This is a genomic window from Leucobacter chromiiresistens, assembly GCF_900102345.1.
GTDB lineage: Bacteria > Actinomycetota > Actinomycetes > Actinomycetales > Microbacteriaceae > Leucobacter > Leucobacter chromiiresistens.
Window position 1 is genome coordinate 1,101,693 of the sequence record NZ_FNKB01000001.1, and the last position, 12,456, is coordinate 1,114,148.

Sequence of the window (12,456 nt, forward strand, 5' to 3'; positions counted from 1 at the left end):
GAGGGCTTGTCAGACCTCGTTGTCCAAACTAGTGTCAACCATATCGTGACAACTGCTTCGATTTTGCGAGGCAGTGAGAGCGATATTACCGGTCGGTACGTCGCCGTCAAGAGAAAACTTCGAATCGTAACGTTGGGTTCTCCGTGAGTCGGCGAGCAGGAAGCCGGGAAATTGGAAGTTGACGAATCGCACGAGACTGGCTAACTTCATGTCATTCAATGCGCGGTTCTGTCACATATGTGTTGACAGACGAATGGAGAAATCATGGCTGAGAGCGTTCCGGGAACCGGCGGCACCGCTCCGCTGACCTCGAATCTCAAGATGCTGCGCCTGCTCGAGGAGATCGCGAAGACGAGCGCGCCGTTCGGCGTCTCGGAGATCGCCCGCCGCGCGGGCGGCTCGCGCTCGATGGTGCACCGGCAGCTCGTCACCCTCGTGGCGGCCGGCTGGCTGCAGACCGACTCGCAGGGCGCCTATTCGCTGACGTTCTCGCCGGTGCGGGTGGCCCAGGCCGCACTGCGGCACGCGAGCGTCGATCAGCGCATCGCCGAGGAGCTCACGCGTCTCGCGGGCGAGCTCGGCGAGGGCACCTCGCTCGGCACCCTCGACGGCGACTCGGTCACCATCGTCGGCCGCGGGCTGCCGCCGCGCAACGTGCACGTATCGCTCGAGCACGGGCAGCGCTTCGGCATCGCCGGCAGCGCCCTCGGCTCGGTGCTCGCGAGCTACCTCCCCGACGAAGAGGTCGAGCGCTTCCGCCGCGCGAACGTGGAGCTCCCCTCCGCGGCCGAGCGCGCCCGGGTGCGCAGCGCCGGCTACGCGATGCTCGTCGACGACGAGTTCGATCCCATCGAGATTGTCGCCGTGCCCGTCGGCCGCGCACCCGGCCGGGTGCGCTTCGCCCTCTCCGCGCACTGGCCGCACGGCCGCACGAAGCCGGATCACGTGATCTCGACCCTCGAAGCGGGCGCCCGCGCCATCGAGGATCTGACCGTGCAGAGCGCGGGAATCCTCCTCACCTGAACCACCCCCACCACGAAGGAGTGCCGATGTCCCCCACGCCCCCGATCGCCGAGGTCCCTCGACGGATCCTCGACCCCGATCTGCTGCTGCAGCCGACCCGCCTGCAGTCGCTGCCCGCGAGCCGGATCTCGGCGGGGCGCAGCCTGCTCGAGAAGATGCAGCGGGAATCGTGGACCTTCGAACTCGTGCACTTCGACATCGACGAACGGGCGGACGGCGAGGCGCTGTACCGCGTGCACGCCGGCGAGGGTCGCGTCTTCGACTTCGCGGTGTTCAGCTTCGAACCCACGCTCGACGGCCGCACCGGTCGCATCACCGGCCAGAACTGGGACATGATGGGCGCCCTCATCGAGGGGCCCACGACGGCGGAGGATCGCGCCGTCACCCGTGCCGAGCTGCCGAAGCTCTACGCGGGCCGCGCCGTGCCGGGTACGCTCACCTGGGCCCGGTCGAACCGCAGCTTCCGCGCGTTCGACCACGCCGTGCAGGCGCTCGCCGACGGCCGCCAGCCCGACACCCGCGCGCTCTGGGAGGTCGGGTACCTCATGCGCAACACCGGTCTCGACGGCAACGGCACCTTCCTCACGCGCTCCTTCCTCACCCTCGAGCACGACCATCCGCTGCGGCTGCCGCTGCACGCGCAGCTGCTCTCCGCATTCATCATGCGCGAGTTCGCCGCCGACCTCGTCGAGGCGATGGCGAAGCACCGCGACCCCGAGGCCGTGCCGCTCGACCGCGAGGTGCGGCGCATGATCGGCATCGGCAACGGCTCCGCGCTCGGGCTGCTGTTCTTCGTCAACACCCACCCCATGCTCATCGGCACCTGGCTCGAGCAGCGGCAGACGCTGCTCGCCGAGGCCACGCAGTTGCCCCTGCTGCAGCACGCCGAGGAGACGGAGCAGTACCGGGCGCTGCTCGAGCGCGCGGCCGAGTTCACCCGCGTCGATCCGTACGTCTACGCGCGCTTCGACGACCCGCACCGGGTCTCCGAGCAGCTGGCGACGGCGATCGACGCGCTCGACGAGCTCGTGGCCCGCGGGGCGACCACGGGCGCCGAGCTGCTGAACCGGCTCGACGGCGCCATCGGCGACGAGGCCTGGGAGCTCGTCGCCGCCAACCTGCTCGAGCTGCTCCCGTACGAGCGCATCGTGGAGGCGATCGAGGGCGGCATCCGCTCGGAGCAGTTCGTCGCCGAGGCCGACATGCCCCTCGCCGAGCTGCGGGCGACCATCGAGCGCGACTACCGCTGGGCGTTGAGCATCGACATGGCGGCGCCCGGCGCGCGCGAGTACGTCTGGTACAAGTCGGCCGACGCGGAGGAGCCCCGGCGCGGACCGGCGTCGGAGGTGGACGGCGGGCGCAACTGGGCGCTCGACCTGCCGAGCGACGTGCAAGCCCTCGACGCCGCGCTGCGGGCGACGCCCCACGAGCACGTCGGCGGGCTGCTGCGCGAGCACCCCGAGCTCCGGGCGACCGTCGAACGCATCCAGTCGCTCCGCGACTTCCGCTACCACTCGCCGCACATGAACATGCTCGGTGCCGACTTCGTGCCCGTCTCGATCGTGCGCTTCATGAACTCGGCGGTGCACGGCCTGCTGCGCACCGTCGACGAGGGCGACGACCGCAACGTGCTCGGACTCATCTACCTCGGCGCCCCGACCGCCGCCGACCTCAACGAGGGCCTCGCCCTCGAGACCCGCTACCCCCAGATGCCCGCGACCACGATCGGAGCCGCTCGATGACCACCCAGATGCGGGCATCCGCACGAGAGATGCGCCACATGGTCGGCCGCTACCTGCACGCGCGCTCCTGCCCGGCCTACGCCGTCAACGCCATCCGCGACGCCATCATGGCGGCGCAGGCCGAGGGCGCCGACGCCGTGACCGAGATGGAGCGGGTGCGCGACCGGTACGCCGGCGCCCGCACGAGCTTCGACGTGCGCCGCGACGGCGACGGGATCGTGCTCGACGGGCGCGGAACGCCCGCGATCCTGCTCGCCCCCGCCCTGATCGACGAGCTGTCGCTCGCCGCCGTCGACGGCGTCGCGCGGGTGCACGTCGTCGGCACTCCAGGAGTCGGGATCGCGGCGGCCCTCGGCGAGTACGCGGCGGTGCGCGGTGTGGCGTTCGAGATCGAGCCGCCGGCGGGCGACGACGCCGCGGAAGACGCGGAGGGCGATGCGGGCGACCGCGCGATCCTCGCCCCGCGCCGCATCGAGCGCACCCCCGTGCGCCCCGCCGAGTCGGCGGCCGGGCCGGCGATGCGCCGCATTCTGCTCGAGGGGTACGTGATGGATGCCGATCAGTTCTGGCGCCTCTTCCACGAGTCGAACGAGGCCCTCACGCCCGACTCCGAGCTGTCGCGACGGCACGCGGGATCGCAGCTCTACGACGAGAACGGCGATCTGATCGGCGAGGTCAGCGAGGAGACGTACCTGCACCTGCGCCGCGACGAGAACGACCCCGAGCGGGCGGTGCTCGCATGAGCGGGGCGCCCGTGATCGACGGCCTGCAGTGCGGGCGCTACGACCGCGACGCGCTCGAGCGGCTGCGCGACGGCGGAGTGCGGGCGGTGACCATCACCGCGTCGTTCTGGGAGGACGCGCTCGAGACGATGGACGTGCTCACCGGCTGGAACGACGCGGTGCGCGAGCACGCCGACGTCGCGCTCATCGCCCGCAGCGGCGCCGACATCGACGCGGCGGTGGCGTCGGATCGCGTCGCGATCGTGCTCGGCACGCAGAACTCGTCGCTCTTCAACGACCGCATCGGCTTCGTCGAGCACTTCTGGAACCTCGGCGTGCGCATCGTGCAGCTGACGTACAACATCCAGAACGCCATCGGATCCTCCTGCTACGAACCCGTCGACACGGGGCTCTCGCGCTTCGGGCACGAGGTCGTGGAGGAGATGAACCGGGTGGGCATGATCGTCGACCTCTCGCACGTGGGGGAGCGCACGTCGCTCGACGCCATCGAGGCCTCGGGCCGGCCCGTCGCGATCAACCACGCGAACGCCCGCTCCGTCTACGACCACCCCCGCAACAAGGGCGACGACGTGCTGCGCGCGCTCGTCGCGCACGGCGGTGTGCTCGGCGTGTGCACCTACAACAACATCGCGGGCGAGTACGCCGCGACCCTCGACGGCTCGGCCGAGCTCGTCGCCCGGCACGTCGAGATGCTCGGCATCGACCACGTCGCGTACGGGTCGGACCTCGATCCGAACTCGCCGCCCGGCAACCTCGCGTGGATGCGCAACGGGCGCTGGAGCCGGAAGGTGCAGCACGGCGCATCGCGGCCCGACGTCGCGCCGCCGCCGGCGGCGTGGATCGACGACTTCGATTTCCACAAATTCGGGGAGGTGCGCGACCGGATCGCCGAGCGCGGCCTGCTCACCGCAGAGGAGGCGGATCAGGTGTTCTACGGCAACTGGAAGCGGATGTACGACGCGGGCTTCGCGCCCGCCGGGGCGAGCGCATGAGCGCGGGCGTGCGGCGCGTGCCCGCGGAGTCGCACGGGGCGCTCTCGTCGAGCGTGACCGTGATCGGGGAGACCGCGTACACGACGGTGATTCCGCTCGACGCGGAGGGCCGGCTCGTGGAGGGCATCACCGCCCAGTCGGAGGCCGTGATCGACGCACTGGAGGCGGATCTCGCCGCCGTGGGCGCCGGCCTGGCCGACATCGCGCATCTCACCATCTACCTGCGCGACCTCGCGGAGCACCGCCCCGCGTTCAACGAGGTCTACGCGCGGCGCTTCGGCGAGCGCGTGCCGGTGCGGTGCGCCGTCGGCGTCGCCGAACTTGCCCGCCCGACGATGCTGGTGGAGCTGACGGCGATCGCCGCCGTGCCGCGGGGCTGACGGCGGCGGGGCGGGGAGCGAAGCGCGCGCGTCAAGCCCGGCCCACGGTCGGCAGGCGAATGGCACACTGGAACCATGCACGAACGAGCCGGTGCCGCTGCACGCCCCGAAGACCTGATCGACCTCGACGCGCTGCTCGAGGCGTACGCGGAGATCGTTCCCGACCCGTCGGTCGACGCCCAGCGCGTCGTCTTCGGCACGTCGGGGCACCGGGGCTCCGCGCTGAACGGCTCCTTCAATGAGGCCCACATCGCGGCGATCAGCGCCGCCATCGCCGAGTACCGCGCCGCGCAGGGCATCACCGGGCCGCTCTTCATCGGCGCCGACACGCACGCGCTCTCCGCCCCGGCCGAGCGCACCGCCATCGAGGTGCTGATCGCGGCGGGCGTGCGCGTGCTCGCGGCGGCCGGCGAGGGCGACGCCGCCTTCGTGCCGACGCCCGCGCTCAGCCACGCGATCCTGCGCCACAACCGCGGCCGCGACGCCGATGACCCGGGCCGCGCCGACGGCATCGTGGTGACGCCGAGCCACAACCCGCCGAGCGACGGCGGCTTCAAGTACAACCCGCCCCACGGCGGCCCGGCGGGCGGCGACGCGACGGGCTGGATCGCCGACCGCGCGAACGCGCTGCTCGAATCGGGGGCCGTCATCGCGCGCGCCGACGAGGCGGCCGTGCGGTCGGTCGAGCGCTTCGACTTCTTGAACGCGTACGTCGACACCCTCGGCGAGGCGATCGACCTCGACGCGATCCGCGCCGCGCGCGTGCCGCTGGCGGTGCACCCGCTGGGCGGGGCGAGCGTCGCGTACTGGGCGGCGATCCGCGACCGGCTCGGCATCGAGCTCACCGTGCTCGGCCCCGGCGTCGACCCGCGGTGGGGGTTCATGCACCTCGACTGGGACGGGAGGATTCGCATGGATCCGTCGTCGGCGCACGTCATGTCGACGGTCGACGCGCACCGGGGCCCGTTCGCGATCATCGCGGGCAACGACGCCGACGCCGACCGGCACGGCATCGTCACCGCCGACGGGCTGATGAACCCGAACCACTACCTCGCGGTCGCGATCGACTACCTGCTCGCGCACCGGCCCGACTGGTCGCCCGCCGCCGGCATCGGCAAGACGCTCGTCTCGTCGGGCATCATCGACCGCGTCGTCGCCTCGCACGGCCGCGAACTGCTCGAGGTGCCCGTGGGCTTCAAGTGGTTCGTGCCCGGCCTCGCCGACGGCAGCGTCGTGTTCGGCGGCGAGGAGAGCGCCGGGGCGTCCTTCCTCTGCCGCGACGGCAGCGCGTGGAGCACCGACAAGGACGGGATCCTGCTCGCCCTGCTCGCCGCCGAGATCCAGGCCGTCACGGGCCAGTCGCCCTCCGAGCGATACCGCGAGCTCACCGCCCGCTTCGGCGACCCCGCGTACGCGCGCGTCGACGCCGCCGCGACGCCCGCGCAGAAGGCGCGGCTCGGCGCGCTCTCGCCCGACGACGTCGACGACACGGAGCTGGCGGGGGATCCCATCACCGCGATCCTCACCGAGGCGCCCGGCAACGGGGCGCCCATCGGCGGGCTCAAGGTGCAGACCGAGCACGCATGGTTCGCGGCGCGGCCGTCGGGCACCGAAGACGTGATGAAGATCTACGCCGAGTCGTTCCGCGGCCCCGAGCACCTCGCCGAGGTGCAGGCGGCGGCGCAGGCGCTCGTCGGGCGCGTGCTCGCCGACTGACGGGCTGCCGCGCCGGTACGCTAAGAGGCATGTCGCACGCCTCGCCCGCCCCCCGTCGGTACTCCTACCTGGGGCCTGCGGGAACCTTCACCGAGGCGGCGCTGCGGCAGGTGCCCGAGGCGGAGGGGCAGGAGTGGCGCCCCGTCGAGAACCTCGGGGAGGCGCTCGGCGATGTGGTCTCGGGCGCGAGCGACGCCGCGATGATCGCCATCGAGAACTCGATCGACGGCGGAGTGACGGTCGCGCAGGACGCGCTCGCCACGATGCCCGGCCTGCGCATCATCGGCGAGTACCTCGTGCCCGTGCGCTTCGTGCTCGTGGCGCGACCGGGCACGGCGCTCGCCGACGTGAACGTGGTGTCGGGTCACCCCGTCGCGTACGCCCAGTGCCGCGCCTGGCTCGACGGGGCGGCGCCCACCCACCGGCACCTCGTCGCCACGTCGAACGTGCAGGCGGCAGCCGATCTCTTCGACCCGGCCAAGGGCATCGACGCCGCCATCGCGCCGCCCGGCATCGAGGCGCACTACGACGTCGAGGTGCTCGCCGAAGGCATCGCCGAGAACCCCGACGCCGTGACCCGGTTCGTGCTGGTGAGCCGCAGCGTGCCGGTGGGGGAGCCGACCGGCGCCGACAAGACGTCGCTCATGGTCGAGCTGCCCGAAGACAGGCCGGGTGCGCTGCTCGACCTGCTCGAGCAGTTCGCCGCGCGCGGCGTGAACCTCACCCTGCTCGCGTCGCGCCCGATCGGCGATCGGATGGGGCGCTACCGCTTCGTGATCGACGCCGAGGGGCACGTGAAGGACGAGCGGGTCGCCGATGCGCTGCTCGGGGTGAAGCGGTTCAGCCCCAAGGTCGTGTTCCTCGGCTCGTATCCGCGGGCCGACCGCGTGGCGGCCACGATCCGAGATCTGCACGACGACGACACGTTCCGCGACGCCCGCGACTGGCTGCGCGGCGTCATCGAGGGCACGCGCGACGGGGACGCGTAACGCCCTCCCGCCGCTGCGCCCGAGCTTCGCCCGAGCCCGAGCTACGCCCGAGCCCGAGCTACGCCCGCGCCCGCCATTCGGGCAGCACGCGCACGACGAGGGCGCCCGGGTCCACGTCGCCGCTCACGGCGAGGGCGACCCCGAAGTCGTCGCCGTCGAGCTGCACCGGCTCGGGCTTCGCCACGGCCAGCGCGTACCGCTCGGCGCGCAGGTACGAGACGCTGCGCGTGTCGCGCACGAGGTCGATGATGCGGCGCCCGGCCCGCGTGCGGCGCAGCACCCCGTTCTCCCACCCGATCTTGCGCCAGATGCGCAGCCAGGCGAATCGGCCGAGCGGGTGCAGGGCGACGACGTCGAGTTTGCCGTCGTCGAGGCGGGCGTCGGGGATGAGCAGGACGCCGCCGGGCATCAGCCCGCAGTTGCCGATCATGACCGTGTAGACCGAGAGCGGCTGCACGGGCGAGCGGTCGACGGAGTAGTGGATCTGCAGCGGGCGGTCGGAGATCATGGTGCGCACCCCGGCGTCCACGTAGGCGAGCCACCCGAGCCGCTTCTTGAGCGTCGCCTTCGTGGCCGAGATGGCGCGCGCGTCGAGGCCCATTCCCGCGAGCACGAGGAAGACGTGCTCGCTCTCCGATTCGTCTGCGCGCACGATGCGCACGATGCCGAGGTCGATGGCGCGGTTGCGGCCGGTGAACGCCGCGCGCACGACCTCGTCGAGCCGGTTCAGCGGTGCGCCCAGGTTTCTCGCGAGCAGGTTGCCGGTGCCCTGCGGCACGATGGCGACGGGGTCCCGCTGCCCCTGAGCGCCTCGGCCACGGCCCGGATCGTGCCGTCGCCCCCGCTCGCGAGCACGACGTTCGCACCGTCGGCGATCGCCCGGCGGGCGGCCGTCACCCCCGCGTCTTCGGCCGCCGTCTCGTACCAGCGCGTCGCCCCCCACGCGGCCGCGCGCTCGTGCTGCGCGACGGCCGCGCGGAGCGCCGGCAGGTCCGTCTTGAACGGCTGGTACACGACCGCGGCCCACGGGATGTGATGCGACCGGGTGCCTGGCATGCGACCAGCGTAACGCCGGGCGGCCCGCCGCAGCCTGGGCGCGGGTAAGCTGGAGCGCGTGATCGATCCAGTCCTCCTCCGCAACGATCCCGAAGCCGTGAAGCGCTCGCAGCGCGCCAGAGGAAACGACGAGGCGGTGGTCGACGAGGCGCTCGCCGCAGACGCGAGTCGCCGCGCGGCCCTCGGCGAGTTCGAGTCGCTGCGCGCCGAGCAGAACGAGTTCGGCAAGCAGGTGAAGGCGGCCTCGAAGGAGGAGAAGCCGGAGCTGATCAAGCGGGCGCAGCAGCTCGCCGCCTCGGTGAAGGCGGCCGATGCCCGCGCGAAGGCGGCGGAGGCCGAGTTCGAGGCCGTGTCGCTGCGCATCGAGAACCTCGTGATCGAGGGCGTGCCGTCGGGCGGCGAGGAGAACTTCGTCACGCTGCGCGAGGTCGGCGAGCGGCCCGACTTCGACTTCGAGCCCCGCGATCACCTCGAACTGGGCGAGATGCTCGGCGCGATCGACATGGAGCGCGGCGCCAAGGTGTCGGGAGCGCGCTTCTACTTCCTCCGCGGCGTGGGCGCACGTCTCGAGCTGGCGCTCATGAACCTGGCGCTCGACCGGGCGCTGCACCACGGCTTCACCCCGCTCATCACGCCCACCCTGGTCAAGCCCGAGATCATGCAGGGTACCGGGTTCCTGGGCGAGCACGCCGACGAGGTCTACCACCTGCCCGCGCAGGATCTCTTCCTCACCGGCACCAGCGAGGTGGCCCTCGCCGGCTACCACGCCGACGAGATCATCGACGTCGCGGGCGGCCCGATCCGCTACGCGGGATGGTCGACGTGCTACCGCAGCGAGGCCGGCTCGCACGGCAAGGACACCCGCGGCATCCTCCGCGTGCACCAGTTCAACAAGCTCGAGATGTTCGTCTACACCGACCCGGCCGAGGCGGAGGCCGAGCACGAGCGCCTCGTCGGTTGGCAGGAGGAGATCCTCCAGGCCCTCGGCCTGCACTACCGCGTCATCGACGTCGCCGCCGGCGACCTCGGGTCGAGCGCGGCGCGCAAGTTCGACATCGAGGCGTGGGTGCCGACGCAGGACGCCTACCGGGAGCTGACGTCGACGAGCAACTGCACCACCTACCAGTCGCGACGCCTCTCGACGCGCTACCGCACCGAGAGCGGCAAGACCGCCGCCGTCGCGACGCTGAACGGCACGCTCGCCACCACGCGGTGGATCGTCGCCATCCTCGAGACGCACCAGCAGGCCGACGGCAGCGTGATCGTGCCCGAGGCGCTGCGCCCCTACCTCGGCGGGCTCGACGTGCTCACCCCGATCGCGGGGGCGTGAGCCGGTGAGCGCCTCCACCCGCATCCCCGTGGCCGAGCGGCACCTCATCGCGCTCGACATCGACGGCACCGTGCTCAGCCACGGCTTCGGCGAGGGCGCCGGCGACGACGCGGACGGCGGGCACATCGACCCCGAACTGGCCGACGCGATCCTCGCCCTGCACGAGATGGGGCACGAGGTCGTCATCGCGACCGGCCGCTCCGTCGACGCCACGCTGCCCATCGTGGAGCGGCTCGGGATCCGTCCCGAGTGGGTCGTCTCGGCCAACGGGGCGGTCACGCTGCGCCGCGACCCGCTCGCCCACCGCGCGTACCGCCGCGAGTTCGTGGAGGCCTTCGACCCGAGCGACGCGCTGCGGAAGATCCGCACCCAGCTCGTCACGGCGCGCTTCGCCGTCGAGCTCGCCGACGGCGGGTTCCTCTACACCGACGACATCCCCACGGGCACCCTGCCCGCGCGGCAGCGGCGCGTGCCGTTCGAGCAGCTGCTCGGCGTGCAGGCGTCGCGCGTCGTCGTCGTGTCGCCCGACCACCGGCTCGAGGAGTTCCTCGACGTGGTGAGCACGCTCGGCCTCACCCACGTCTCGTACGCCGTCGGCAGCACCTCGTGGCTCGACATCGCCCCGCACGGGGTGACGAAGGCGAGCGCGCTCGAGGTGGTCGCATCGCACCTCGGCATCGACGGATCGCGCGTCTTCGCCGCGGGCGACGGTCGCAATGACATCGAGATGCTGCAGTGGGCGGCGAAGCGCGGCGATGCGGTCGCGATGGGGCAGGCCGTCGACGATGTGCGGGCCGTCGCGAGTCGCGTGACGGGAACGATCGACGAGGGCGGGCTGCTGACCGCGCTGCGCGACCGGTTCCCGGTGCTCGGGTAGCGGATCGGAGCGCGGATCCCGGGGGCTGCCTGCGCCAGCCGCGCCGTCGGTTCGCCCGCGCCGACGTCGGTTCGCCCGTGCCCCGTTTGCTAAGCTCGTGCGCGGAGGGTTGTCCGAGCGGCCGAAGGAACTTGTCTTGAAAACAAGCAGGCGGTAACCCCGTCTCAGGGGTTCAAATCCCCTACCCTCCGCTGAAACCCAAGATCAGAGGCCGAAAGCCCCGAACCCGTCTAGACCCAGGTTCGGGGCTTTCATTCTGCCTCTCACAAAATCAATCACAACCCGAGGAATGCAGCGTCTAGACCTTGCCCGCCGCCGCCTCCGGTACATCTGACTCTCACTCCGAACGCTTCCCCACCTTCGCCGCTACCGCCGCGATGCCGCTTGCTCCACCTTCAGGCAGGTACGCGCCCAAGAAGGTCTCGACGGTATGGCCGAGCCAGGCCGCGGCATCGGTCGGTGCCACCCCCGCCGCGATGAACAAAAACGCGTTCGTATGGCGGAGCGAGTGGAGGTGGATCTTCGGCATAGACGCGGATGCGCAGAGCTGCCGGAACCTTTCGCTGTAGGTGTCTGGTCGGAGTGGGGTGCCAACCTCGTCCACGAGCACGAGACCGGTCTCCCTCCACGCCGAACCGGCCCGCAGTCGGTCCTCGGCCTGCCGTCGCCTCATGCGACGGAGAAGCCCCACAGTTCCCGGCAGCACCTCCTCGACCGGCAGCGTGCGGCGGCGCTGCGGAGACTTCGGATCATCGACCGCATAATTGCTTGACCCGAGAGCCACACGTCCCTGACGGACCGTTACCGTACCGGCCTCCATGTCCACGTCGCTCCAACGCAGCCCGCAGATATCGGCGCGGGTGAGACCGAGCGATGACAACCACCATGCCCCACCGAGTCGATCATCTGCTGTGTGCGCCCGGAACTGCTCCAGGGCCTCGCATCGGGCCTCAGTGCCCCGGCCAGTCGTCGGCCAGTGCTCCAGGGACTCGCCGACCTTCGTTGTCTGCCGCGGTGGCCGTACACCCTTCGTCACGTTCCGTGTCAGGGTCTCGTCGGCGACGCCGAAATCGAGCGCCTGTGAGAGCGCACCCAGAGCCGCTCGGATCGACCGGGGCGATAGCGGTCCGTTATCCCGCTTGCGTCCGCTCGTCGCGAGATGCTCGATCAGAGCGCGAATATCTCGGGGGCGGAGGTCAACGGCTGCACGCGACCTTATGGCTCTGAGTACGGGCGCGAGTTGATCTCGGTAGCCGTTCACGGTGACCTCGCGCACGTCGGTGCGAGACCGTAGCCATCGCTCGCATAGCTCGGCAACGGTTTCGTCGCGCTCGCGTGCGCCCCTTTCGGCGACTGCGGCGCGCACCTCGGAGACCCATGCGCGGGCAGCCTCGACGCTGCCGAACGTCTTGGTGAGCTGTCGCCGCTGCAACGCCCCCCGCGGTGTCGCGTCCACGACGGCCCGAAACCGTGCGCCTTGCTTCGCCTCGACTCGGCGGGTGGGTTCGCCCCATGCGGGCACCTGGGGCAGGCGAACCCGACGACGCGCTCGCCTTCGTGGATCGGGGTCCATCCTTCGCGCCTGTTGCCGCGGCGCTCGCCGCAGCT

At 71.5% G+C, this 12,456-nt stretch carries 11 protein-coding genes, 1 tRNA gene and 1 pseudogene; 10 read left to right on the forward strand and 3 right to left on the reverse strand.

The annotated features are described in order from the left end of the window. Positions 1 to 264 precede the first annotated feature (264 nt). From BLT44_RS05135 to pheA, 7 genes are all read left to right on the forward strand, one after another. Positions 265 to 1,023: an IclR family transcriptional regulator gene (locus BLT44_RS05135; RefSeq protein WP_010155131.1), complete on the forward strand. Its 759-nt coding sequence runs from the start codon at positions 265 to 267 to the stop codon at positions 1,021 to 1,023. A gap of 26 nt (positions 1,024 to 1,049) precedes the next feature. Beyond that, positions 1,050 to 2,765, forward strand: a complete 1,716-nt coding sequence (locus tag BLT44_RS05140) for a hypothetical protein (RefSeq protein ID WP_010155130.1) — start codon at positions 1,050 to 1,052, stop codon at positions 2,763 to 2,765. Next, positions 2,762 to 3,508: a hypothetical protein gene (locus BLT44_RS05145; RefSeq protein ID WP_010155129.1), complete on the forward strand. Its 747-nt coding sequence runs from the start codon at positions 2,762 to 2,764 to the stop codon at positions 3,506 to 3,508. Before BLT44_RS05140 ends, BLT44_RS05145 begins: the two co-directional genes overlap by 4 nt. Continuing rightward, positions 3,505 to 4,500: a dipeptidase gene (locus tag BLT44_RS05150; RefSeq protein WP_029608065.1), complete on the forward strand. Its 996-nt coding sequence runs from the start codon at positions 3,505 to 3,507 to the stop codon at positions 4,498 to 4,500. The genes BLT44_RS05145 and BLT44_RS05150 overlap by 4 nt, the downstream gene beginning before the upstream one ends. Next, positions 4,497 to 4,880, forward strand: coding sequence for a RidA family protein (locus tag BLT44_RS05155; RefSeq protein ID WP_050803082.1), 384 nt, complete (start codon positions 4,497 to 4,499; stop codon positions 4,878 to 4,880). Before BLT44_RS05150 ends, BLT44_RS05155 begins: the two co-directional genes overlap by 4 nt. A 75-nt stretch (positions 4,881 to 4,955) precedes the next feature. Further along, complete coding sequence (gene pgm / locus BLT44_RS05160) at positions 4,956 to 6,596, forward strand: phosphoglucomutase (alpha-D-glucose-1,6-bisphosphate-dependent) (protein WP_010155126.1); 1,641 nt, start codon at positions 4,956 to 4,958, stop codon at positions 6,594 to 6,596. A gap of 29 nt (positions 6,597 to 6,625) precedes the next feature. Then, on the forward strand, positions 6,626 to 7,585 hold the full coding sequence (gene pheA, locus BLT44_RS05165) for a prephenate dehydratase (RefSeq protein WP_010155125.1): 960 nt from the start codon (positions 6,626 to 6,628) through the stop codon (positions 7,583 to 7,585). A 58-nt stretch (positions 7,586 to 7,643) separates the two neighbouring features. On the opposite strand, the gene BLT44_RS05170 is transcribed toward pheA, so the two are convergent. Further along, on the reverse strand, positions 7,644 to 8,186 hold the full coding sequence (locus BLT44_RS05170; RefSeq protein ID WP_331270921.1) for a diacylglycerol/lipid kinase family protein: 543 nt from the start codon (positions 8,184 to 8,186) through the stop codon (positions 7,644 to 7,646). A gap of 123 nt (positions 8,187 to 8,309) precedes the next feature. Continuing rightward, positions 8,310 to 8,641 (reverse strand): annotated as a pseudogene (locus BLT44_RS15855) (diacylglycerol/lipid kinase family protein); the annotation flags it as partial. Between the two features lie 58 nt (positions 8,642 to 8,699). Here BLT44_RS15855 and serS point away from each other — a divergent pair. The 3 genes from serS (at position 8,700) to BLT44_RS05185 (ending at position 11,039) form a co-directional block, all read left to right on the forward strand. Continuing rightward, positions 8,700 to 9,971: a serine--tRNA ligase gene (serS, locus tag BLT44_RS05175; RefSeq protein ID WP_010155124.1), complete on the forward strand. Its 1,272-nt coding sequence runs from the start codon at positions 8,700 to 8,702 to the stop codon at positions 9,969 to 9,971. A gap of 4 nt (positions 9,972 to 9,975) precedes the next feature. Further along, entirely contained in the window at positions 9,976 to 10,848 is an 873-nt protein-coding gene (locus tag BLT44_RS05180) for an HAD family hydrolase (protein WP_010155122.1), read from the forward strand. Between the two features lie 103 nt (positions 10,849 to 10,951). Then, positions 10,952 to 11,039 (forward strand) — tRNA-Ser (locus BLT44_RS05185). 146 nt (positions 11,040 to 11,185) lie between these two features. On the opposite strand, the gene BLT44_RS14895 is transcribed toward BLT44_RS05185, so the two are convergent. After that, the gene (locus tag BLT44_RS14895; RefSeq protein ID WP_176783268.1) at positions 11,186 to 12,304 is read right to left on the reverse strand and encodes a site-specific integrase; all 1,119 of its coding nucleotides are present in this window, start codon (positions 12,302 to 12,304) and stop codon (positions 11,186 to 11,188) included. Positions 12,305 to 12,456: the final 152 nt, after the last annotated feature.